Source organism: Nonomuraea sp. JJY05 (assembly GCF_043496855.1).
In the GTDB taxonomy this organism is placed as follows: domain Bacteria; phylum Actinomycetota; class Actinomycetes; order Streptosporangiales; family Streptosporangiaceae; genus Nonomuraea.
Window position 1 is genome coordinate 122,631 of record NZ_JBIEIS010000008.1, and the last position, 20,880, is coordinate 143,510.

Sequence of the window (20,880 nt, forward strand, 5' to 3'; positions counted from 1 at the left end):
CACGGCAGCCACCCGGCACAAGCCCGAACCGGGCGGCGCGGCCGTGGGACGGCGACGCTGGAGCGCCTGTCCCACGGCCGCGGTCCTTCCCCCTCGGCAGCGAAGGTACCCACCATGAACGCCCTCCCCACACCCCCTGATGGCGGCTACTACGGCTGGGTGCCGCCTGGCGGCTCGCCGCGCTGGCCGTGGGTGGCGAAGCTGCTTCAATACCTCAGCGAGCCGGATCCCGCCCCTCCAGCGGCTCGCCCCAGCGGGCGAGCACCGGCAACTCGATCTCGACGGACAGACAGAGATCAAGCAGGTTCCACTCAGCAGACGAGCACCGGCGAACCCGGAGGAGGGGCACTCCTTAGTCATGATGCGTGAACGCGTAAGAGCGCCCGTGGAGCTCCTACGGACGAATCGGGACTATCGCCGGTACGCGCTGGCGAGGATCTCCTCGACGATCGGCACCACCGTCGCGCCGCTGGGCCTGGCGTTCGCCATCATCGAGTCCGGGGGCGGTGCTGCTGCACTCGGGCTGGTACTGATGGGCGGCCTGTTCGTGTTCATCGCGGTCACCCCGGCCGCTGGAGTTCTGGCCGATAGGCTGCCGCGCCTGTCCATCATTGTGACCTGCCAGATCGTCTGCGGAGTATGCCAGCTCATCGCCGGTTTCCTGGTGCTGGGCGGTGCGGCGTCGGTCTGGTCGCTCGCCGGGCTGGAGATGCTCGTCGACGCCGCCGGAGCCTTCTTCCAGCCAGCGGTCAAGGGTCTGGTCCCGCAGCTCGTCCCGCCAGGGCCGATGCTGGTCCAGGCCAACGCCCTGCTCCAGATCGCCAACAACGCCGTGGCCATCATCGGGCCAGGGCTGGCGGGCCTGGTGATCGCCTTCAGCAGTCCCGGCGTCATCCTCGCCTGGGACGGCGTCACCTTCCTTGCCTCCGCCGCAGTGTTTCTCACCCTGCGCCTGGCGCCATCCCTGCAACGGGAACGGCGGCGATTCCTGGCCGATCTGGCCGAAGGATGGACCGCCTTCCAGAGCCGCCGCTGGCTGTGGGCTCTGACCGTGTTGAGCGCGTTGACGTCGGCGTGCTGGTCGGCCGGTGTAAGCGTGCTCGGCCCCATCTATGCCACCCGCTACCTCGACGGGGCCGTGAGCTGGGGCCTGGTCACCTCGGCGATCGGGATCGGACTGGCATGCGGATCGATCACCTCGATCCTCTTCCCCCCGGCCCGCATCGGCCTGCTGATGTGCGTTACCCCGATACCCGAAGCGCTGCTCATGGTCGGCATGGCCACCAACGCTCCGCTGTTGGTACTCGCTGGCGCAGGCGCCCTGACCGGCGCGGCCGGAACACTCCAGTTGATCGCCTGGGCCTCCTACCTACAGGAGGCCATCCCCACCGAGCAGCTCAGCCGCATCGTGGCCACGAACGCCCTGATCGCCACTCTGCTGGTACCCGTCGCATACGCGGTGGCCGGCCCTGCCGCCGAACTGATCGGCGTGCGGGCCGTCCTCGGAGGATGCGCCGTGATCGTGCTCGGTGGCGCTGCACTCGCCGCCTGCTCACGTGACGTCCGACAACTCGTCACAAGCGCTTGAACCTGCCTAGCTCGGCCACCACCCCCAGACCCTCAACCTGGAAGGCGCTTGCGTCGCGCTCGTGCGTGGGACGTTGGTCGGGCGCCCCGACCAGCGCGGCCGACGTCGCCCACGAGGCACTGCTGTCCCGTACGTCGACCGTCGAGGCGCTGCGCACGCTTGCCGCCCTCGGCTTGGCCGAGCGGACCCCGGACGGCTGGATGAGTCTCGACCGGCCGCTGTCGGAGGTGGCCATCCAGACCGGAGCGGAGGACGACTACCAGGCGACGCTGGCCGAGCACCGGGCCGAACGCGCGGACTGGCACGCTGTGATCGCCTCCTGGAGCCTCCCGGCGGCAACGGACGATGATCGGACCCACGCGTACCGCTAAAGCCTGTCCTGATCTTCCTCAGTCCCGCACAGCCGCCGATGAGGTGCCGTGGCCGACCGGCCCCACCGACGACATCGAGGGCCGCGCCGTCCCGCCCGACGACGACCCGGGCCCGCCGGCGGCGAGCGAGCCGCCGCCGAGCGAGATCGAGGCGATCGTGCTCCTGGAGCAGATGCTCGGCGCCCAAGTGATCGCCCCGGCCTGGCCGCAGCGACCGCCGCGCCGCCAGTCGCATCCGTCGAGCACCGGCCCGCCTGGAGGGTAAGTCCCCCGTCCAGGGGCGCATCCTATGGATTGACGGGGTCCTCCTCGGCAAGCGCTGGGTAGTCAGCCTGATATGGCCAAAGGCTTTCCAGGGCCTCGCGTTCTTCGGGGGTGAAGTTCTGCTCGCCGAACGTTGCGCATAGGGTCGTGTCCCACGGGCGGCGTCCATCATGCCTGGGCGTCAGGAGGATTCCGGCAGTCAGAACGTCTTGCATCTCGGGCATGGCCTCGGTCAAGTGCTGGTGCCTGAGGCGGACAAGCCAGCCGAAAGCCTCTTGGATCTGCGCGGTGTAACTCGAGGCGGTGGCGAAAACGAGGTGCGGGGCGTCTCTGCGCAAGTAGCGGCGGACGCGCCAACCTATCTGTCCGGAGGGTGTTCGAGCTACCTGGTCGAGCCAGTTCGTCAGGAGCTTTCCCATCTCTGTCCGGTGCCCGACAGGCATGGTGTCGATCGCCGCCAGGACGTCGAGGAATTCGCTCTCGTTGACGCCTTCTGGGCGCGGGCAGTCGGCGATGTCCTCAAGGATCTGCTGAAGGAACAGGTGGTGGTGGTAGTCCTCCGATCCTGCTGGTATCCGAGGCAGGAGGGGTGTAGATGCGTGGCTCGCATTCCCCCGGAGCGCCGACAGATCCAGTGGCGTAGGTGGAGCTGCGGCATCTGCCGCAGCGAGTTCGTAGTAGCGCACCGGCTCCTCGCCCAGCGGTTTCGGTTCAAGGTCATGGACTCTGTGCAGGTAGCTGATCACGGCGTACGTCGACTTCAGCTGATCGAACAGGAACTCCCAATCACCGCGAGAGAGGACCACCGCACCTGGCGGGGGCAGAAACCCCACGGCGGCGGGATGGTCGACAACTACGACCGGCACCCACGACTTGCTGGAATAGGTGAGTTCGACCTGGTTGCCTCGTTCGTTGACCAGAAGGTCCCGCTCCTTCTTCGCGAAGTTCCGTAAGGTGCCCTTGGCCTGACTGATCGCCTGGGGGATCTTCTTACCTAGCCAGCTCGCCTCGCGATCTGAGTCAGCGGTCACTGTCGCTCTGGCCTTCACCTGGACGACTGCGGCGACATCCCCCACGCAGACGATCACATCACCCAGCTCACGAACTCCGCGGCCACGAGTTCGTACCGCCGAACGAAACACGAAGTCGGGCAGGCCCCAGTACATCGCCGCATGCTTTGTGGCCCTCTCGGCTGCCGCGCCGATCTCCCCCTCCGGCAGCTGCGATGCGGATGGGACGCGCCGTAGAAGAACGCCGTCCTCCGTCTCAACGAAGAGGGTCATCCAGGATTGATCATCTTGCCTCACACACCTATGGTCCCAGCCTCGGGCCGGCCCGTCGTGGCAGTTTTCACCGCATTCGCCAGCAAGGCCAAGTGCTGTTCGCCGCCCGAGTTCGGGCCCTACTTGCCCTTGGCGCGGCCGCGCTCGCCGGCGCGCAGTTGCTCGACCTCGGCGCGCAGCTCCCGGACCTGGCCCTCCAGCTGGGCCCGCTTGGTGCTCTCCTCCTGCAGCGCGGTCCGGGTGGGCGAAGCTGCGTGGCCAGGTCCTCGCAGGCGGCGCGCTCCCGGCTGGCCTCCTGTTCGGCCGCGTCGGCTCGGCGGGTGTGCACGTCGCCGGCGGCGGTCAGCCCGGTGATCTCGGCCCGATGCGACTTGAGCAGAGCTTCCCGTCCCCTTTGGCCTCCTCGGCTTGGCCAGCGCGGGGTTCGCCTTATCGGTTTGGCGTAGCGCATCCTCTGCGACGGCATCCGACTCTTCCAGCTCGGCGACGACGGTATTCCGCCAACTGCCATCGTTCCTCATCGCGCAGTCCTAGCGGATGTAGCCGCGATGTCTAGCGGATCAGCTAGCGGAGAAAGCCTGCCCTGACCTGCGGCCTAGCGTTCTAGCTGCCCCACGCGAACGCCCCGGAACCGGCTCCAGGGGCGTTCGACGAGGTGGCCGGGTTGCTAGGGATGGGCCTTCCGCTTCCCGTACGCCTCGGTGACGTCGGCGCGGTTGAAGCCCTTGCGATTGCGGCCCTTACCGGTGGCGTCGCGGCCCCAGGTGTCGTCCGTCTTGATCCCGTACTCCTTCAACCGGGCGGTCAGTGTGGCGGTCTTGGCGTCGTCCTCCAGGTCCGCCCATTGGCCGTAGGCGTCGGGTCGGAACTGGGCCAGCCGGTCCACGACGGTGCTGTTCCAGACCTTCTCTTCCTTGGCCGTGGTCACGGTCAGGATGTCGGCCAGCAGGTCGTAGGAGACTCGCTGGGGCCCTTGCTGGCCGATCGCCTGCCCAGACAGCGTCCCGGCCTCCTGGCGGAGCTGACGGGCGCGCTTGGTGATCAGTTCGGAGGTGGGGCCGTCGAGGTAGGCCGATCGTACGATGATCGGGTCATCGGCGATGCCCACGGCCCATGAGATGCCCTGGTCGTTGCGGGTGAACATGGTGGCCTTGACCCCGGTCTGGTGCATGCCGGTGCCGAGGATCATGTCGTTCTCCTGCCAGCCCATCACCCGCAGGCAGATCCGGATGCCCGCGTTCGCCGAGATAGCCTTGGGCAGGCTGTCCTTGTCCGGCCGCTGGGTGGCCAGGATGAGGATGATCCCGAGGGCGGGGCCGCGCTTGATGATGGCGGTGGCGTACTTGGCGGCCTCCTCGCCGTACTCGTCGTCGGCGAACAGTTCCTGGCATTCGTCGATCGCGACCACCATCGGATGCAGGCCGAGGTCGCGCTGCGCGGCCAGTTCGGGTGTGACCTTGAACTCGGGTGCCTGGTGGCGCGGTAGGCCGTCGATGACCTCGGCGCGCCGGTCCAGCTCGGCGTAGACCTCGGCGAGCGAGGCGACGCAGGCGGCCTTGGCGGAGTCGGTGGCGCCCTTGGCGTAGTGGTGTGCCACCTTCTCCAGCGCCGACAGGTCACCGGTGCCCTTGAGCTCGAACAGCCGCAGCTCGGCCAGCGGGTCGAGGGCGCAGGCCAGCAGCAGCACCCGCAGCGCGAACGTCTTGCCGTAGCGCGGCATGGAGCCGATGAGCACGTTGGCGAACATGAGCAGGATCGGGATCGGCCGGCCGCGCTGGTCGTTGCCGTACGGGATCGGGTCGAACAGGCTGACCTGGCCCGACTTCAGCAGTGGCCAGGCCGGCTGCCGGGCCTTGCGCATCTCCTGATCGCCGACCCACAGCACCAGGCGGCCGGGGTGTTCCTCTGACACCGGCTCGGGCCACACACACCCGAGGGCGCGGCGCAGGCCGGAGGCGAGCTTGTCGCGCTTCTCCAGCACCTCCGCCACCGTCACGCCGAGCGGAAGATCGACCTCGGCCCGCCAGCCCGGCCCGTCACGCATGATCGGGGCCGGGAAGGTGATGCCGCGCCCGTTCTTGCCGAGCGCCTGGTTGATAGCCGAGATGCCGAGCGAGCCGAGCGCGTCCAGCACCTGGTCACTGGTCAGCTTGCGCACCCGGTTGGGGACGACCGCCCGGTCCAGCAGCGGCTGATCGGCAGGCGTTCCGAGCACTCCCGCGCCAGCGATGAGCACGCCGAGGATCGCCCAGTGAACCCAGGTGGGCGCGGCCACGGCGACGAAGATGCCGACCAGGACCGCCGTGATCGCGCCGACGAGGAGCGTCCACAGGCGCGCCTTGACCCGGTCGTCACGCTGCCTCGACAGGGCCAGGTACTCCGCGGCCTCCTCCTTCGTGGCCGCCGCCCGTCGCACCGGACGGCCTTCCAGGTCGAACAGCCACCGCACCAGCGCCACCAGCAGTCGCCAGGCGCCGGCCGGGGAACGCCCCGCGAGCTTGGCGGCGTACTTCGGGGCACGCAGCGCGTGGTAGGCCAGCACGTAGCCAGTGTGCTCGGCCTGCCACTTCAACACCTGCAAGGCGTCGGCCCGCGACCTAAGCCACAGCGGGACCAACGGCTGCCGCTCCTGGCGGCGCGCGGCCAGCTCGGCGAGCAAATCTGTCGGTTCGGGCCGGTGCGCCTGATCGACGAGAACCACGGTGCCCTCAAGGACGCCGTCGCCCTCCTCCTGGGCCTCCCGGGCGACCTTCTCAGGCGTGAACTCGGCGGCGACGCGCACGTCCTCGTCCTGGAGAGCGATCACCATGCCGTCGTGCAGCTCTTCCGTGGCAGTCATGCCCGCACCTCCGTCCGCGTGACCAGCGAGCCGAGGATCTCGGCGTGCACGGCGAGCGCCTCGACGACGACCCGCGTCCCAGCCACCGCGTGCCCGATAAAGCAGCACAGATCGGCCAGGATGAGCAGCACGACCACCACGGCGACACGCACCGCCGTGAAGGCCGTGCGCCCCCATCCAGCGCGCCGCATGGCCGCCCACATCTGCCCGACACTCCGGGCATCCGCGTCCGCCTCTCGCGTGGTGCACAGCAGGAACACGAACACACCCATGACGGGAATCAGGAAGCTCGTCATCACGCCGCCTCCGCCTGGCTCGTTCCGGTCGGCTGCACGCCGCTCAGCGATGGCGGAGCGATCTCGGAGCTGGGCACCTCGACCTCCTTGGCTTCGGGCGCCTGCGCACGCTCCTTGTCCACCTCGGCGATGATGTCCTCGGCCTCGCGCTGTTCCAGTCCCCACCGGTGCATCAGCGGGCGGCGGCCGATGCGCTGCTTGCCCTCGCTGAGGCTGTCGAGGTAGGCGAGCCGCGCCGCCTCGTACCGGTCGGTGGGCAGCACCGGCACCGTGCGCTCCACCTCGACAACGGTCTCGACGGGCTGGCACACGTGCTCCTCGACCGGAGCCTCGACCGACGGCCGGCGGGTGTTGCGGACGATCCACATCAGCAGCTCGTACGCGCCCGCGAACGCCAGCGGTGCTAGGGCACTGACCAGGCGCGATCCGAGCCCGCCGGACCAGCCGTGCGCCACGTTCGCCGCCAGCGTCACCGCCCCTCCCAGGGCCAGCGCGACCCACGCCAGGACCGGCACACCGATCCGGCGGCGTGAGCAGTAGACCATCACCAGCGACGCCATGACGATCACGCCATCGGACATCGCCGGGTAGAGGATGGCCATGTCGTGCCGCTCCCCGAGGGCGATGGCCAGGCCGTAGAAGTGGTGGTACGAGACGTAGGCCGCAGCGGCGGCGACGGCCAGCAGGACAGCCACCGCGAAGCCGAGAATGACCCGGTCTCCGAGTCGGCCCGCACCAGCGTCCACGGGCCACTCGGCGACCGGCACGGCCTCCCTGCGGCGGTGGCGGAAAGAGTTGGGGAAGAAGCGCCCGGTGCGCTTCGGCTGGACCTCGCCGGCGGGATTCGCTTCCCCGACGATCACGGGTGTGGAAGGGTGGTGGCTCATGGCCTGGCTCCTGGTTTGGTCAGGTGGCTGGGTCTAGGCCGGGGCCCGGTGTTTGAGTCACCGGCCCCCGGCCGCCTTACTGCCGCTGGGTTGGCGGGCCAGCGGCGTCATCTCGTGAGACTGGGCGGGTTCCTGGACTTCATGGACACGTCTGCCGCGCAGGCGCGTGACCGAGACCTCGTTCGGGCAGCGACGCTGAATCGCTTTGCCGTCCTCGCCCTCGTCGCGGGTTGCGGGTGCCACAACCTGTGCCAGGAGGTGCCCGCGTCCGATCCCCCGCGTGATACTTCGGCTGATACCGCCGCCCGTGTTCCCGGATGTTCCTGGATGCTCCAGCGAAGATCAGGAAACGGCGTACGGGCAGCTCAAGATGGGTGCGAATGCCCGCACATGTACCCCAATGCCCCCATGATCCCGGGAGTTCAAGTCCCCCCTCGGACACAAACCGGTCGCCTATGGGGTCCTGGTCACGGGTAGACGTGACCAGGACTTTCTGTTTTGACGGGTGGAAGATCAGCCGCAGTCCGATGTTCGCGTAGATCTTGGCCTTCCGGATCGGGTCAGCATTCGAGAGAACTCGCACCATGTCTCCAGGCCTGTGCGTGATCTCCGCCAGCTCATCACGCCCCAGCCGCGCACTGCCACATGCTGGAACACGAGGACAACGAGATCATGGTCCCTGGCGGATCATCTCGTAGCAGCCCGTGCGCCGGACCGGCTCTCTACCGGGCGGCGTCCTGGAGGGCCTGGATCAGCGCGAGGGTGGCGGGTGGGTCGGGTGGATCGCCGTAGGTGACGGCGTAGAGCCGGCGGGTGAAGCCGGCGATCTCGGTGGTGTGGACGTCGGGCCGGCGGTGGGCTTGTAGCGCGAGTCCCGGCAGGGTGGTGACGCCTTTGCCGACGGCGACGAGGGCTTGCACGACGACCATGTCGTCGCTGAGTGATGCGATGCGTGGAGTGAAGCCTTTTCGCCGGCACAGGTTGATCAGCTCGTTCTGGCACCGTTCGCAGCCGCCGATCCATGCGGAGTGGCGATGGTTCGCGATGTTGTCGTCGGGTCGCCGGCTCACGAGGTAGACCGGGTCGTCACCGATGTGGACCAGGCGGAATCCCTCGTCCTCCTCCTCGGCCGGAGCGCCGGCGTACCGGAAGATGAGGGCGACGTCGATCTCGCCCTGCCGCAACATCTGGAGCGCTTCGACCGGATGGCGGTCGATCAGGATCAGCTCAAGCCCCGGATGCTCCTGGTCCAAGGAGGCGGCCGCCTTCGGCACGATCGTGCTCAGCGACGACGCGTTGGCGGCCAGCCGAACCCGTCCCGTCCGCAAACCGACCTGCGCCGCCAGCTCGTTGGTCGCCGCGTCGACCCGTCCCACGATCTCGGTGGCGCGGCTGGCCAGCAGTTGTCCTTCCGGGGTCAGTCGGATCCCACGACCCACCCGCTGGACGAGCTTGACACCCGTGGCCGCTTCGAGGCGGGACAGGTAATGACTCACCGACGGCTGCGAGTAGTGCAGCTCTCTCGCCGCTTCGGTCACGGACCCGTGTCGCGCCACGGCGGCCAGCACCTTGAGATGGACCAGGTTCAGCACATATTAAGAATATCCATATGAAGTTCGAAGTATTGGCATTAGACGTCATCTATTGATCCGGCCATGCTCTCTGGTGAGGCGCCGGACAGCGGCGCCGAGCCGATACAGGAGGAACGATGAGCAAGCTCAGGTGTCACATCTCGATCTCACTGGACGGTTTCGTCGCCGGCCCGAACCAGAGCGAGGAGAACCCGCTCGGCGAGGGTGGCGAGCGGCTCCACGACTGGGTGGTTCCGCTGGCCGCCTTCCGCCGAGCCCACGGCGGTCAGGGCGGCGAGGTGAACGGGAGCACACCGGTCTTCGAGGAGGCGATCGCCAACCTTGGCGCCGGCGTGATGGGCAGGAACATGTTCGGCCCCATCGGCGGTGGCGCCTGGGGCGACGGGCAGTGGAAGGGCTGGTGGGGTGAGAACCCGGCCTTCCACTACCCCGTGTTCGTCCTCACCCATCACTCGCGTGAGCCGGTGGAGATGGAGGGAGGGACCACGTACCACTTCGTCACCGACGGAATCGAGTCCGCGCTCGATCAGGCGAAGAAGGCCGCCGGCGGCAAGGACGTCATGCTGTGGGGCGGCGGCCAGGTCGTTCAGCAGTACCTGTCGGCGGGACTGCTGGACGAGCTCGAACTGCACGTCGTTCCGGTGTTGCTCGGTGGCGGTTCTCGCCTCCTCGACAACCTCGGGGGTGCGAACGTACGGCTTGAGCAGATCCGGGCGGTCGAGGCGCCCGGCGTCACCCACCTCAAGTACCGGGTCTTGCCGGGTGCTTCATCATGATCGACGTAGCGATCATCATGGGCAGCACCCGCCCCGGACGCCACGGTGAGGCGGTCGCCGGCTGGGTCCATGATCTTGCGGTCAAGCGCGGCGACGCCAGGTTCGAGGTGGTGGACCTGGCCGACTTCACGGTCTTCCGCCCGGCCGGACGCCACGAGGACACTCTCACCACCCTGCTGGACCAGGTCCTCGCCTGGAGCGCCGCGCTGAAGCCACTGCGGACAGGAGAGCGCTGTGAAGCCTGATCGCCTGCGGACGTTCATCGACGACGTAGGACTCGTGGTGAGCAGCACCGACGACGAGCACGAGATCACGGCGCGGGTCGCCGAGCTACTGTCGGCTCTCCTGGCCGGCGGTTACCGGCTGCCGGTAGAGGCCACGCGAGCATCGTCCGCGCGTCACGTGACGTATCCGCTCTACATCGCTCCCGACGACAGCTGGTCGATGGCGTCGGTGGTCTGGGACGTGGGCCAGCGGACCGGCGTACATTCGCACGAGACGTGGGGGGTCGCCGGCATCTACGCGGGAGTCGAACACGAGTTCCGCTACCTCAAGCCGACGGCGTCCACCGCGGGCACGCCGCTGACGCCGGCCGGCGAAACGCGGTGGGCGCCGGGGCAGGTGACCGTCTGCTGCACCACCGACGACGATGTCCATGCCGTCGCTGCCGTCGGCAGCGAACCCACTGTCGGGATCCACGTCTACGGTGGCAACATCGGCACGATCAAACGCCGGTCGTACGACCTCGCCACCGGCGAAACCCAGTGGTTCGTCTCCGGCTGGGACAACCCCGAGGACGTGCCCCGGGACGCGCAGTAACCAGGACCACGGCCGGGATGAGCCTTCTCCCGTGCTCCGTGGTCGGCTGTGAAGCCGTAGGACGAGGGCCATAGCTGGGAGGCGGCACAGCTCCACGAGGATGAGCAGAACGACCACCACGGCGACGCGAGCCTGACCATCACCAGTGACCGCGAGGATGATCAGCCCGACCAGCAGGACCAGGCCCCCGACCGCGTGCGGGCTGCCGAGCGACGCGGCTCATCCCAGTTCGGCCATGACGCGCCGCATGTCGGCGACGGCCCGCAACGTGCCGCGCACGGTTCCGGTCACCTTGGAGCGCCCTGCTCGGGGCAGGTAGTCCACGTCCACCTCGGCGATCCGCCAACCGGCCGCGGCGGCCCGCAGCACCATCTCCAGCGGGTAGCCGAACCGGCGGTCCGTCAGCCCCAGCTCCAGGAGCCGGCCGCGCACCGCCGCCCGCATCGGTCCGAGGTCGTGCAGCGCCACCCCGGCGCGGCGGCGCAGGGTGCGCGCCAGGACGGCGTTGCCGAGCCGGGCGTGCAACGGCCAGGCACCCGCGGCTCGTGGACGGCGGGCGCCGAGGACCAGGTCGGCGTGGCCGTCGATGACGGGCGCGGCCACGGCGTGGAGCTGGCGGGGGTCGAGCGAGGCGTCGGCGTCCATGAAGCAGACGAGATCGGCGGTCGCGGCCAGCAGTCCGGCATGGCAGGCAGCGCCGAAGCCGCGCCTGGGTTCGTGAACGACGCGGGCCCCGAGATCGCGGGCGACCTCCGCCGTGCGGTCGGTGGAGCCGTTGTCGACCACGAGCGGACGGTAACCGTCCGGCATGCGCCCGAGCACCCAGCCGAGCGCGGCCTCCTCGTTCAGGCAGGGCAGGATCACATCGACCGTCATGACCACGCGAACTCCTTCATGCCGTCCTCGAAGCCGATCTCGGCGCGGAACCCGAGCTCGAGCCCAGCCCGTTCGGGAGAGGCGACGACGTGGCGGACGTCCCCCAGCCGGTAGGCGCCGGTGACCCGCGGCTGCGGCCCGCCCCGCGCGGCGGCCAGCGCGACCGCCATCTCGCCCACGGTGTGCGGAGTGCCGCTGGCGATGTTGTACGCCGTCAGCTCACCGGGCCGCGAGGACGCCAGGACGGCCGCCAGGTTCGCGCGGGCGACGTCACGCACGTGCACGAAGTCGCGAAGCTGGCGGCCGTCCTCGAACACCTTCGGCGGCCGCCCCGCCTCCAGCTCGGAACGGAAGATCGCGGCTACTCCCGCGTAGGGGGTGTCGCGGGGCATGCGCGGCCCGTAGACGTTGTGGTACCTGAGCGCCACGGCTGTCCCACCGGTCTCCCTGGCCCAGTTGGCGGCCAGGTGCTCCTGCGCGAGCTTGCTGGTGGCGTACGCGTTGCGCGGATCAGGCGAGGCGTCCTCTCCGACAGCGGCCCAGCGCACCGCCCGGTCGCACCGGGGGCAGATCGGGTCGAACCGGCCCTGCTCCAGGTCCCGTACGGCACGCGGGCCCGGCCGGACCCGCCCGTGTTCGACGCACGTGTAGCGACCCTCACCGTAGATCACCATCGAGGAGGCGAGCACCAGCCGTCCGACCTGGTGCCGCGCCATCGCCGCCAGCAGCTCGGCCGTGCCGTACACGTTGACCGAGGCATAGTCCGGCAGGTCGGAAACGTCCACGCCCAGGCCGACCTTGGCCGCCTGGTGCGCCACGAGGTCAATGCCCGGCAGCAGCCGGTCCAGCGCCGCGGCGTCGCGCACGTCGGCGCCGGTCCGCAGGTCGAGGCCGACGACCTCGTGCCCCGCGCTCTCCAGGACCTCGACGACGTGGCCGCCGATGAAGCCGGCCGAGCCGGTCACCATCACTCTCACCCGGCCGACGCTAACGCGCACCGTGATCGTGCTGAAGTCACGTTCGCACTCCGTAAGAACCTGGGCCGGCGAGTTCTTACGAAGCCCGTACGGCCGGAGCCAGGGCCGCCACCGACCGGGCTCCGGGTGCGACGCTGCAGGGTGTGAGCCGCCACATGCTGTTCGTGGGCGGGGTGCTCCTGGCACTGGCCGCCGTCCTGATCAAGATCGTGACCGGGCCGCCCGCGCTGGGCTGGTATGTCCTGGCCTGGGCGCTGTTCGCCGCGGCCCTGTGGCCGGCCCGGCGGGTGCCGGAAAGGCGGCTGACCGCCCTGGTCGTCACGGGCGGCATCGCGTTGACCGCGATCGGGCTGGCGGCACCACCGAGCAGCAGCACCGACTCCTACCGGTACGCCTGGGACGGCCGGGTGCAGGGGGCGGGCATCTCGCCCTACGACCACGTACCGGCCGATCCCGCCCTCGTCCCGCTGCGCGACGACTGGCTGTTCCCGCCGGAGTGCACGGCCTCCGGGCTCTGGCCGCTACCTGACGGCGGCTGCACCCGGATCAACCGCCCCACGGTGCCCACGATCTACCCGCCGGTCGCGCAGGGCTACTTCCTGCTGGTCCACTGGCTCTCGCCGGACGGCGTCCGGCACAAGGCCCTCCAGCTGGGAGGCTGGGTGATGGCCGTCCTGGTGCTCCTCGCGCTGTGCCGTCAGGCGGGCGCCCGTTCGGCCGCGTACTGGGCGTGGTGCCCCGCCGTACCGGTCGAGGCCGTGAACAACGCGCACGTCGACATGCTGGGTGTGCTGCTGGTCGTGCTCGCCTTCTGCACCGTGCGCGCTCGCGGCGCGCTGCTGGGGGCTGCCGTGGCGGCCAAGCTGCTGCCCGCCACGGCGCTGCCCGGGGCGTTGTCGGGAGCGCTGGCGAACGGGGTGGCGTGGCGGCGCGTCTTCCGGGTCGCCGTGCCCGCCGCGCTCGCCGTGGGCCTGGCGTACGTGCCGTACGTGCTGGCCGCGCGGGCCCCGGTCGCGGGCTACCTGCTGGGCTATCTCCGCGAGGAGCGGTACGAGGCACCCGGCGACGGCAACCGCTACGTGGTGCTGCGGCTGGTGATGCCCGACTCGTGGGCGCCGTACGCCGCGATCCTGCTGCTCGCCCTGGTCGTCCTCCACGTTCTGCGCCACGGTGACCCGGAACGACCCTGGCACGGGGCGCTGGTGGTCACCGGCTCGCTCCTGCTGCTGTTCACCCCGGGATACTCCTGGTACGCCCTCCTGGTCGTCGCGCTGGCCGCGATGGACGGCCGGTGGGAGTGGCTGGGCGTGGCCCTGGCGGGCGCGATCGCCTATGTCGCCGGCCCGGCGGCGCACCCCAGCCCGGCGACGGCCTGCTACGCCGCGGCCACGCTGGCCGTGCTGATCGGCTGGGCCGTACGCCGGTCCTCCGCCACCCGCCGTCCTGGCCGAACGGCGGCTGTCAGCAACTCGTAAGGATTGAACGCGTCGCACCGCCCTACTGTCGAGCGCATGGCCCAGATCATGATCATCGCCAAGGAGCCGGTGGCCGGGAGGGTCAAGACCCGGCTGACCCCGCCATTCAGCCCGGACCAGGCCGCCTGCCTCGCCGAGGCCGCACTCCGCGACAGCCTTCTCGCCGTCTCCGCGACGCCCGCCAGCCAGCGGGTGCTCGCCCTCGACGGGCTGCCGGGCAGCTGGCTGCCGCCCGGCTTCGTGGTGATCCCCCAGCGCGGCTCAGGACTGGACGAGCGTCTGGCGGCGGCATTCTCGGACGCCTATCGACTTCAGCCGGAACCCGTCGTACTGATCGGCATGGACACCCCGCAGGTGACGCCCGCTCTGCTGAATGAGGCGGCGCAGGCTCTGGAGAGTCACGACGCGGTGTTCGGTCCGGCGGCGGACGGTGGCTTCTGGCTGCTCGGCCTGCGCGAGCCGGATGCTTCGCTGCTGCTGAGCGTGCCGATGTCGCACCCGGAGACCGGCAAACTGCAGCTCGACCGGCTGGATCGGGCCGGACTGTCCGTCTGCCTGCTGCCCGAGCTGACGGACGTCGACACCCCGGCGGACGCCGTCGAGGTGGCCGCGCAGGCACCCGATTCCCGTTTCGCCGCCGTACTGCGGAGGGTGGTCCGATGATGGGTCAGCTCTACGCCGACGCGCTCGCCGGAGCCACCGCCGAGATCGAGTACGTCGACGGCACCCGCGTCGTGCTGGAGACCGCCCGCTGGTTCGAGCCGGTCGACGGCGACGAGACGCTCCTGAGCAGGTGCACCAGCCCGACTCTGGACATCGGCTCCGGTCCCGGCCGGCTCACGGTCGCGTTGGCGCGCCGCGGGGTTCAGTCACTCGGCATCGACATCACCCCCCGCGCCGTCGCCCTTACCCGCAAGGCGGGCGGCTTCGCCATGCTCCGGAACGTCTTCCACGAGGTCCCGGGCAGTGGTCAATGGGCGACGGCGCTGCTCGCCGACGGCAACATCGGCATCGGCGGTCATCCCGAGGTGCTGCTGCGGCGGGTCAGGCAGCTGGTCCGGCCGGGCGGCCAGGTCCTGGTCGAGCTCGCAGCGCCCGCGACGAGAAGCCGGATCGACCGGGTACGCCTGCGCCGTGGCCCGCACGTCGGTGACTGGTTCGGGTGGGCGACCGTGTCGGTGAGCGACATCCGGCGCGTGGCAGGCGCCGGCGGCTTCCCCACCGTGGACTGCTGGACGACGCACGGCCGCTGGATGGCCCGTCTGAGCTAGAACGGCGCAGGCGCCGTCGCCCCGCAACCGGCGAGCCTGCTGGCAGAAGAGCAGATGACGGCCCGAAACTTGCCCACGGAGGCACCTGGACCACATCGAAAGGGAGCCGTCGCGATGACAGTCAACGGAGCGCCTGCCCGGTATGACGATCTGCGGGCGCTGTTCATCAACTGCACCCTCAAGAAGAGCCCCGAGCGCAGCCACACCCAGGGCCTGATCGATCTCAGCGCGCACATCATGGACACCCAGGGTGTACGCGTCGAGCAGTTGCGGGCGATCGACCACGACATCGCCACCGGCGTGTGGCCGGACATGACCGAGCACGGCTGGGAGAGCGACGAGTGGCCCGCCGTCTACCAGCGGGTGCTCGCCGCCGACATCCTGGTCATCGCCGGCCCGATCTGGCTGGGTGACAACAGCTCGGTGACCAAGAAGGTCATCGAACGGCTGTACGCCTGCTCCAGCCTGCTCAACCAGGCCGGCCAGTACGCCTACTACGGACGCGTGGGCGGCTGCCTGATCACGGGCAACGAGGACGGCGTCAAGCACTGCGCCATGAACGTGCTCTACAGCCTGCAGCATCTGGGCTACGCCATCCCGCCGCAGGCCGATGCCGGCTGGGTGGGCGCGGCCGGACCCGGACCGTCCTACCTCGATCCGGATTCGGGCGGGCCGGACAACGACTTCACCAACCGCAACACCACCTTCATGACCTGGAACCTGCTGCACCTGGCACGCATGCTCAAGGACGCCGGCGGCATCCCGGCCCACGGCAACCAGCGCTCGGAATGGGATGCCGGATGCCGCTTCGACTTCGACAACCCCGAGCACCGATAGGAGATGCGACCGGCCCACACGCGGGCGCCACGGGAATAGCATGGCCTGGTGGGATCGTTGTGAGCGGTGTGCTCGCCCGGCGACGGGCAGCGTTCCCGGTGATCGCCCGTTCGGCTGCGGCCATGGCCACCATGACACGACCTTTCTTGATCCACCGCTGTGCCAGGAGTGTGCATGTCCGACCGCCTCACCGCCAGGCTGATCAGCCAGGCGGCCGAACGGCTGCGGCCGGTGATACGCCATACCCCTCTGGAGCCGAACCAGCGGCTGTCCGACCTGGTCGGTGGTCAGGTGCTGCTCAAGCGCGAGGACGCGCAGCTCTGTCGCTCGTACAAGGTGCGCGGCGCGTTCAACCTGATCGCCTCCCTCACGGATGAGGAGCGGCGGCGCGGCGTGGTCTGCGCCAGCGCGGGCAACCACGGGCAGGGCGTCGCGTTCGCCTGCGCCCGTCTGGGGATCAGCGGCCGGGTGTACGTCCCGTCCACCACGCCACGGCAGAAGCGCGAGCGCATCGCGGCGCTCGGCGGCGACCGGGTGGAGGTCGTGGTCGGCGGCGGCACCTACGACGAGGCCAGCAGCGCCGCGCACGCCGACAGCGAGCGCACCGGCGCCATCTACGTGCATCCGTTCGACGACGTCAGGACGATGGCCGGGCAGGGCACGGTCGGCCTGGAGATCCTGGCGCAGTGCGGGGAGGCGCCGCACACCGTGGTCGTCCCGGTCGGCGGAGGCGGCCTGATCAGCGGCATCGCCGTCTGGCTGCGCGAGCACTCACCCGCCACCCGCATAGTGGGGGCAGAGCCCGCCGGAGCGGCCAGCATGCGCGCCGCCCTCGACCACGGCGAGCCCCTCTCCCTGCCCGAGCTGGACACCTTCGTGGACGGCGCCGCCGTCGGGAGGGTGGGAGACGCCACGTTCCCCCTGGTCAAGGACCTGGTCGACGAGGTCGTCGCGGTCGATGAGGGTGCGGTGTGCACCGAGATGCTGGACCTCTACCAGACCGACGGCATCATCGCCGAACCCGCCGGAGCTCTCGCGGGCGCGGCGGCCCGCGAGCTGCTGCCGTACGCCTCCGGGGGGCCGGTGGTGTGCGTGGTGTCGGGCGGCAACAACGACGTCAGCCGGTACAACGAGGTGCTGGAGCGCTCTCTTGTGCACATCGGGCTGAGGCATTATTTCCTGGTGACCTTCCCGCAGCGCCCCGGCGCCCTGCGCCACTTCCTGGACGAGGTGCTGGGAGAGGGCGAGGACATCATCGCCTTCGAGTACGTCAAGAAGAACAACCGCGAAACCGGCCCGGCGCTCGTCGGCATCGAGCTCGAGCGGGCCGGCGACCTCGACAGTCTCCTGTTCCGGATGAAGGCCGGCCCGCTCACGGTGGAGCGCATCCCACCGGGCTCGCCACTGTTCACGTTCATTCTCTGACGTGCTTCAAGGGTGGCTGAGCCGATCCCGGACCAGGCTCCGGCGCTCCGCTGACACGCCCTGGTCCCTCATGGCCCGTTGTAACAGGTCGAGATCGCACCCGTGCGCGCTCATGTGGTCGAGGAGCGGTTCGTAACGGTCGGCTCTGTCCCGTACGAGTTCCGTCGCCAGCCGCAGTTCCAGACGAACCGCGGGAACCCGGTGCGAGCCACATGCGACCCACACGTGGTGCCGCCATGGGCCACGACCGACGCATTCCATCCCGTCGGAGTCCACCTGCCTCTCGACGGTGCTCATCTCCACCTTGACCCCGTGCACCTCGTACCTGGCGAAGTACTGCGAGGACTCCGGGATCCAGGAAGCGGCATAGAGGCAGGGGAACGAGGCGAGCGCGGTCTCGAACTCGTCCACGTCCTCTCGCCGCGCCGCCAGGAGGTCGATGTCCCCGACAGGAAGTCGAACACCCTGCAGGAGAGCCGCGCCCGTGCCTCCCAGGCGGTAATTGATCTTGACGCCTGCGGCTCGCATGGTGGAGAGCACCGTGTCCAGCGCCGCAGTGACGTCCGCCACTTCGAGAAAACCGTCGCCCATGGCGAGCAGCCTAGGAGGATGAGGACGCGAGATGTCAGTCCTCAAAGGGCGCGGATCTGTCAGGAGCGTCCTCGGCCCGTGAGGGCGTCTCGGATGCGGTCCACCAGCCCTGCCCCTGGTGCCAGCAGCTTGTTGGCGGGCGGGGTGTCCGGCGCGGACGGGTGCGGACGGGTGGGCGCCATCTTCTTGGCCCGCTCCACCTTGCCGCCCAGCTCGACCAGCTGCTCGGCCGAGCACGCCTCACGGAGCCGCGGGAACAGGTCGTTCTCCTCCTCCCGGATGTGGGCCCGGATCTGGCCCATCAGGAGGTGCATGGTGGGCCAGAAGTCGGCCTGGCCCGGCTCCAGCGCCTCCAGCCGCTTCATCGTCTCCTCGGCTTCGGCGTGCTCGACGATCTCCTGGTCGGCCAGCTTGCCGCCGCCGGGCACGTGTTCGCGTACGGCCGGGTAGAGGTACTCCTCCTCGGCGACGGAGTGCCGTACCAGCTCGATGACCACTTTCTCGGCCAATGTCTTGGCCTGTTCACCGCCGTCTCCGCTCATCTGTTCGAGCTGGGTGAACATCTCCTCCACCTCGTGGTGGTCGATGACCAGGACCTCGATCATGTCCTGCTGCGTGCCCATGACGGCCTCCCTCGGAGTTGGCGTTCGGCTGGTCACGGGCCCCATCCGTAGGGCGGCGACGCCGACGGGGCCTCCCCGGTCTCGTGCCCGCTGACAGCGGCCGAAACATGAAACGGTTCAGGAGGGAGCTCAGCGGAGCAGGTCGCGGATTCGTGCCGCCGCCGGGTGACTCCGGGGGGCGATGCTGAGGAAGCGCGCCAGGGTGCGGCGGCCCTGTGGCGGGTCCGTCACGAGCTGCGCCCCGCAGGCGACCGCCAGCGTCCCGAGCGCCAGCAGAGCGACGGCGGGCAGGGGGCCGCCTCCGCCCGCACGCGCGGGGCCGGTCTGCCGCGGGCGCCGCCGCACCGCGGGCCACGCGGCGATCGCCGTCAGCGTGAACGCCGCCAGCCCGAAGGTGAGCAGAGCGGTGACGGGATGGCTGCCGGTGAACCCGAGCAGCGCCACCGTGGCCGCTCCGGCGGCGACGGGACCCGCGAGCCGTGGGCCGAGCGAGGCCGCGCCATCAGCGCGAGCGCTGCCAGCATGCCGGGGATCGCCCGACGCCGCGGTCTCCGGCACCCGCGTCGGGCTCACGGAGTGGGCCGTCACAACGCGTGATCCCGTGCTGCGGCTTGGCCCCGTGAGCCTCGAGGTCACCAACGCCGGAGCGACCGCCCACGTCCTCGTCGTCACCGGGACCGGCGTCTCGGCGCACACGCCGGTCCTGGCGCCCGGACAGAGCACGACCCTGCGCTTCGACGCCCCGCGAGGCGCCCTGCTCACCCTCGTCTGCGGCGTCGGCGGTCATGAGCCGCTGGGCATGCGCGGCACGCTCCGCGTGACCGCGTAGTGACGATGGGTGCCCAGCGGGGCGAACGCCTGGGACTGCCATTCCACGAGCAGCACGGTGGCGTCGTCCTGGAGCACGCCTTGCTGGTACTGCAGCAGCGCCTGGACCAGCCGGCGCAGCGTTTCGGGCGCTGAGACCTGATCCGCTTCGTGGCGGGTGATGAAGTCCACGAAACGGTCAAGGCCGAACTCGCGGCCGTGCGGGTCCTTGGCCTCGACGACGCCGTCGGTGTAGTACAGCAGCCGGTCGCCGGGCTGGAGCTGGTAGTGGGCCGGGTCCTGGTAGGCGCCCAGGCACAGCCCCATGGGAGGGTCGGGTTCGGTGGCCAGTTCGGCCACCACGTGGCCCTGGCGCAGCAGCAGCGGTGGCGGATGGCCGCGGTTGACCCACGTGAGCACGCCGTCGCGGAGGTCGAGGGTGGCCAGGATGCCGGTGGCGAACTGCGTACGGGCGAACTGCTGGGCGATGGCGGCGTCGATCGCCTCGCCGACGTCGCGCAGGCCCTCGCCGCGCAGGCGATGATTGCGGAAGGCGCCGATGGCGATGGCGGAGGTCAGCCCGGCGGTGAGGTCATGTCCCATGGCGTCGAAGATCGCCAGGTTCAGCGTGTCACGGGTCAGGGCGTAGTCGAAGGCGTCGCCGCCGACCTGGTAGGCGGGCTCCAGCGCGGCGGTCACGACGATCTGGTCGGTGGCGAAGGTCTTGGCGGGCAGCAGGGACCACAGCACTTCGGCCGACAAGTCCATCGGCCGGTCGCGGACCACGGTGGCGTAGGTGTCGCTGGTGGCTCCTTTGGCGGCCAGCATCAGGGCCAGCAGGGAGGCGAGCCAGTGCGCGCGCCGCCGGGTGTCGTCGTCGTCGACGGGGGCGGTCACGGCCAGGACGCCCATGCGGTCGGTGCCGTCCAGCAGCGGCAGCCACCAGCGCCTGGGGCCGCCCTCGCCGGAGCGGGCCTCGTCGAGCCCCTCCTCGTCCGGGTCGGCCGCGCCGGGATCGCGGGTCTTGGCGGAGGAGACCAGGTACAGGCTGCGGTAGGCGCGCCCGGCCAGAGTGCTGTCGATCCCCAGGCGTTGCGGGGGCGAACCGTCGGGCGCGTGCTGGCCGGGCAGCGGCACCAGGCACTGCTGTTGCAGATCGGCCAGATACAGCAGCGGCTCGGAGAAGCCGGCCAGCCCGGCGTAGGTGACGACCAGCGCGGGCAGGTCGTCCATGGGCGTGAGGTGATGGGCGGCGATCAGGCCTCCGAGCATCTGTTCGCCGC

Annotated in this window: 23 protein-coding genes; 12 read left to right on the forward strand and 11 right to left on the reverse strand. The window is 69.9% G+C overall.

Annotated features, from left to right (window positions below):
• The first annotated feature begins 385 nt into the window (after nucleotides 1–385).
• The 3 genes from ACFKCF_RS13870 (at nucleotide 386) to ACFKCF_RS13880 (ending at nucleotide 2,224) form a co-directional block, all read left to right on the forward strand.
• The gene (locus ACFKCF_RS13870; RefSeq protein WP_394493577.1) at nucleotides 386–1,588 is read left to right on the forward strand and encodes an MFS transporter; all 1,203 of its coding nucleotides are present in this window, start codon (nucleotides 386–388) and stop codon (nucleotides 1,586–1,588) included.
• Between the two features lie 65 nt (nucleotides 1,589–1,653).
• Nucleotides 1,654–1,959, forward strand: a complete 306-nt coding sequence (locus tag ACFKCF_RS13875) for a hypothetical protein (protein WP_394493579.1) — start codon at nucleotides 1,654–1,656, stop codon at nucleotides 1,957–1,959.
• Between the two features lie 43 nt (nucleotides 1,960–2,002).
• Nucleotides 2,003–2,224: a hypothetical protein gene (locus ACFKCF_RS13880; RefSeq protein WP_394493581.1), complete on the forward strand. Its 222-nt coding sequence runs from the start codon at nucleotides 2,003–2,005 to the stop codon at nucleotides 2,222–2,224.
• Between the two features lie 22 nt (nucleotides 2,225–2,246).
• Here the strand turns inward: ACFKCF_RS13880 and ACFKCF_RS13885 are convergent, their stop codons facing one another.
• From ACFKCF_RS13885 to ACFKCF_RS13905, 5 genes are all read right to left on the reverse strand, one after another.
• Nucleotides 2,247–3,506 carry a hypothetical protein gene (locus ACFKCF_RS13885; protein ID WP_394493583.1) on the reverse strand — a complete coding sequence of 420 codons (1,260 nt, stop codon included), beginning with the start codon at nucleotides 3,504–3,506 and terminating at the stop codon, nucleotides 2,247–2,249.
• 667 nt (nucleotides 3,507–4,173) lie between these two features.
• A complete protein-coding gene (locus ACFKCF_RS13890) occupies nucleotides 4,174–6,345 on the reverse strand; it encodes an FtsK/SpoIIIE domain-containing protein (protein ID WP_394493585.1) in 2,172 nt (723 codons plus the stop codon).
• A complete protein-coding gene (locus ACFKCF_RS13895) occupies nucleotides 6,342–6,641 on the reverse strand; it encodes a hypothetical protein (RefSeq protein ID WP_394493586.1) in 300 nt (99 codons plus the stop codon). The genes ACFKCF_RS13890 and ACFKCF_RS13895 overlap by 4 nt, the downstream gene beginning before the upstream one ends.
• Nucleotides 6,641–7,528 carry a DUF2637 domain-containing protein gene (locus tag ACFKCF_RS13900; RefSeq protein WP_394493588.1) on the reverse strand — a complete coding sequence of 296 codons (888 nt, stop codon included), beginning with the start codon at nucleotides 7,526–7,528 and terminating at the stop codon, nucleotides 6,641–6,643. The genes ACFKCF_RS13895 and ACFKCF_RS13900 overlap by 1 nt, the downstream gene beginning before the upstream one ends.
• 722 nt (nucleotides 7,529–8,250) lie before the next feature.
• Entirely contained in the window at nucleotides 8,251–9,120 is an 870-nt protein-coding gene (locus ACFKCF_RS13905; RefSeq protein ID WP_394493590.1) for a LysR family transcriptional regulator, read from the reverse strand.
• A 116-nt stretch (nucleotides 9,121–9,236) separates the two neighbouring features.
• On the opposite strand from ACFKCF_RS13905, the gene ACFKCF_RS13910 reads away from it, so the two are divergent.
• From ACFKCF_RS13910 to ACFKCF_RS13920, 3 genes are read left to right on the forward strand one after another with little or no spacing between them, the layout of a single operon-like run.
• Nucleotides 9,237–9,896, forward strand: a complete 660-nt coding sequence (locus ACFKCF_RS13910) for a dihydrofolate reductase family protein (RefSeq protein WP_394493591.1) — start codon at nucleotides 9,237–9,239, stop codon at nucleotides 9,894–9,896.
• Entirely contained in the window at nucleotides 9,893–10,141 is a 249-nt protein-coding gene (locus ACFKCF_RS13915; RefSeq protein ID WP_394493592.1) for an NADPH-dependent FMN reductase, read from the forward strand. The genes ACFKCF_RS13910 and ACFKCF_RS13915 overlap by 4 nt, the downstream gene beginning before the upstream one ends.
• Nucleotides 10,131–10,715, forward strand: a complete 585-nt coding sequence (locus ACFKCF_RS13920) for a hypothetical protein (RefSeq protein ID WP_394493594.1) — start codon at nucleotides 10,131–10,133, stop codon at nucleotides 10,713–10,715. The genes ACFKCF_RS13915 and ACFKCF_RS13920 overlap by 11 nt, the downstream gene beginning before the upstream one ends.
• A 219-nt stretch (nucleotides 10,716–10,934) precedes the next feature.
• On the opposite strand, the gene ACFKCF_RS13925 is transcribed toward ACFKCF_RS13920, so the two are convergent.
• Both ACFKCF_RS13925 and ACFKCF_RS13930 read right to left on the reverse strand, forming a co-directional pair.
• The gene (locus tag ACFKCF_RS13925; RefSeq protein ID WP_394493596.1) at nucleotides 10,935–11,591 is read right to left on the reverse strand and encodes a glycosyltransferase family 2 protein; all 657 of its coding nucleotides are present in this window, start codon (nucleotides 11,589–11,591) and stop codon (nucleotides 10,935–10,937) included.
• On the reverse strand, nucleotides 11,588–12,568 hold the full coding sequence (locus tag ACFKCF_RS13930; RefSeq protein WP_394493597.1) for an NAD-dependent epimerase/dehydratase family protein: 981 nt from the start codon (nucleotides 12,566–12,568) through the stop codon (nucleotides 11,588–11,590). Before ACFKCF_RS13930 ends, ACFKCF_RS13925 begins: the two co-directional genes overlap by 4 nt.
• Before the next feature lie 143 nt (nucleotides 12,569–12,711).
• Between ACFKCF_RS13930 and ACFKCF_RS13935 the strand changes: the two genes are divergently transcribed.
• The 5 genes from ACFKCF_RS13935 (at nucleotide 12,712) to ilvA (ending at nucleotide 17,576) form a co-directional block, all read left to right on the forward strand.
• Nucleotides 12,712–14,043 (forward strand): hypothetical protein, encoded by a 1,332-nt coding sequence (locus tag ACFKCF_RS13935; protein WP_394493599.1) that lies wholly within the window; start codon nucleotides 12,712–12,714, stop codon nucleotides 14,041–14,043.
• Between the two features lie 36 nt (nucleotides 14,044–14,079).
• Entirely contained in the window at nucleotides 14,080–14,706 is a 627-nt protein-coding gene (locus ACFKCF_RS13940) for a TIGR04282 family arsenosugar biosynthesis glycosyltransferase (protein WP_394493600.1), read from the forward strand.
• Entirely contained in the window at nucleotides 14,703–15,314 is a 612-nt protein-coding gene (locus ACFKCF_RS13945; RefSeq protein ID WP_394493602.1) for a class I SAM-dependent methyltransferase, read from the forward strand. The genes ACFKCF_RS13940 and ACFKCF_RS13945 overlap by 4 nt, the downstream gene beginning before the upstream one ends.
• Before the next feature lie 114 nt (nucleotides 15,315–15,428).
• Entirely contained in the window at nucleotides 15,429–16,151 is a 723-nt protein-coding gene (locus ACFKCF_RS13950) for a flavodoxin family protein (protein ID WP_394493604.1), read from the forward strand.
• Between the two features lie 174 nt (nucleotides 16,152–16,325).
• Nucleotides 16,326–17,576: a threonine ammonia-lyase IlvA gene (gene ilvA / locus ACFKCF_RS13955; RefSeq protein ID WP_394493606.1), complete on the forward strand. Its 1,251-nt coding sequence runs from the start codon at nucleotides 16,326–16,328 to the stop codon at nucleotides 17,574–17,576.
• 6 nt (nucleotides 17,577–17,582) lie between these two features.
• Here ilvA and ACFKCF_RS13960 read toward each other — a convergent pair whose 3' ends face one another.
• The 3 genes from ACFKCF_RS13960 to ACFKCF_RS13970 all read right to left on the reverse strand — a co-directional run bounded on the left by ACFKCF_RS13960 (nucleotide 17,583) and on the right by ACFKCF_RS13970 (nucleotide 19,363).
• Nucleotides 17,583–18,167 carry a hypothetical protein gene (locus tag ACFKCF_RS13960; RefSeq protein WP_394493607.1) on the reverse strand — a complete coding sequence of 195 codons (585 nt, stop codon included), beginning with the start codon at nucleotides 18,165–18,167 and terminating at the stop codon, nucleotides 17,583–17,585.
• Between the two features lie 59 nt (nucleotides 18,168–18,226).
• Nucleotides 18,227–18,790: a hemerythrin domain-containing protein gene (locus tag ACFKCF_RS13965; protein ID WP_394493609.1), complete on the reverse strand. Its 564-nt coding sequence runs from the start codon at nucleotides 18,788–18,790 to the stop codon at nucleotides 18,227–18,229.
• Nucleotides 18,791–18,919: 129 nt separating this feature from the next.
• Nucleotides 18,920–19,363, reverse strand: a complete 444-nt coding sequence (locus tag ACFKCF_RS13970) for a hypothetical protein (RefSeq protein WP_394493611.1) — start codon at nucleotides 19,361–19,363, stop codon at nucleotides 18,920–18,922.
• Nucleotides 19,364–19,409: 46 nt separating this feature from the next.
• Here ACFKCF_RS13970 and ACFKCF_RS13975 point away from each other — a divergent pair, with 46 nt between their 5' ends.
• On the forward strand, nucleotides 19,410–19,619 hold the full coding sequence (locus ACFKCF_RS13975; protein ID WP_394493613.1) for a hypothetical protein: 210 nt from the start codon (nucleotides 19,410–19,412) through the stop codon (nucleotides 19,617–19,619).
• On the opposite strand, the gene ACFKCF_RS13980 is transcribed toward ACFKCF_RS13975, so the two are convergent.
• Nucleotides 19,574–20,869 carry a PP2C family protein-serine/threonine phosphatase gene (locus ACFKCF_RS13980; protein ID WP_394493614.1) on the reverse strand — a complete coding sequence of 432 codons (1,296 nt, stop codon included), beginning with the start codon at nucleotides 20,867–20,869 and terminating at the stop codon, nucleotides 19,574–19,576. The genes ACFKCF_RS13975 and ACFKCF_RS13980 overlap by 46 nt on opposite strands.
• Nucleotides 20,870–20,880 lie beyond the last annotated feature (11 nt).

What these genes read in the sequence shown, in the direction of transcription:
- ACFKCF_RS13885 (WP_394493583.1), bottom strand. Translation starts at nt 3,506, where the DNA reads ATGACCCTCTTCGTTGAGACGGAGGACGGCGTTCTTCTACGGCGCGTC.
- ACFKCF_RS13890 (WP_394493585.1), bottom strand. Translation starts at nt 6,345, where the DNA reads ATGACTGCCACGGAAGAGCTGCACGACGGCATGGTGATCGCTCTCCAG.
- ACFKCF_RS13895 (WP_394493586.1), bottom strand. Translation starts at nt 6,641, where the DNA reads ATGACGAGCTTCCTGATTCCCGTCATGGGTGTGTTCGTGTTCCTGCTG.
- ACFKCF_RS13900 (WP_394493588.1), bottom strand. Translation starts at nt 7,528, where the DNA reads ATGAGCCACCACCCTTCCACACCCGTGATCGTCGGGGAAGCGAATCCC.
- ACFKCF_RS13910 (WP_394493591.1), top strand. Translation starts at nt 9,237, where the DNA reads ATGAGCAAGCTCAGGTGTCACATCTCGATCTCACTGGACGGTTTCGTC.
- ACFKCF_RS13915 (WP_394493592.1), top strand. Translation starts at nt 9,893, where the DNA reads ATGATCGACGTAGCGATCATCATGGGCAGCACCCGCCCCGGACGCCAC.
- ACFKCF_RS13925 (WP_394493596.1), bottom strand. Translation starts at nt 11,591, where the DNA reads ATGACGGTCGATGTGATCCTGCCCTGCCTGAACGAGGAGGCCGCGCTC.
- ACFKCF_RS13940 (WP_394493600.1), top strand. Translation starts at nt 14,080, where the DNA reads ATGGCCCAGATCATGATCATCGCCAAGGAGCCGGTGGCCGGGAGGGTC.
- ACFKCF_RS13945 (WP_394493602.1), top strand. Translation starts at nt 14,703, where the DNA reads ATGATGGGTCAGCTCTACGCCGACGCGCTCGCCGGAGCCACCGCCGAG.
- ACFKCF_RS13950 (WP_394493604.1), top strand. Translation starts at nt 15,429, where the DNA reads ATGACAGTCAACGGAGCGCCTGCCCGGTATGACGATCTGCGGGCGCTG.
- ilvA (WP_394493606.1), top strand. Translation starts at nt 16,326, where the DNA reads ATGTCCGACCGCCTCACCGCCAGGCTGATCAGCCAGGCGGCCGAACGG.
- ACFKCF_RS13960 (WP_394493607.1), bottom strand. Translation starts at nt 18,167, where the DNA reads ATGGGCGACGGTTTTCTCGAAGTGGCGGACGTCACTGCGGCGCTGGAC.
- ACFKCF_RS13965 (WP_394493609.1), bottom strand. Translation starts at nt 18,790, where the DNA reads ATGGGCACGCAGCAGGACATGATCGAGGTCCTGGTCATCGACCACCAC.
- ACFKCF_RS13980 (WP_394493614.1), bottom strand. Translation starts at nt 20,869, where the DNA reads ATGCTCGGAGGCCTGATCGCCGCCCATCACCTCACGCCCATGGACGAC.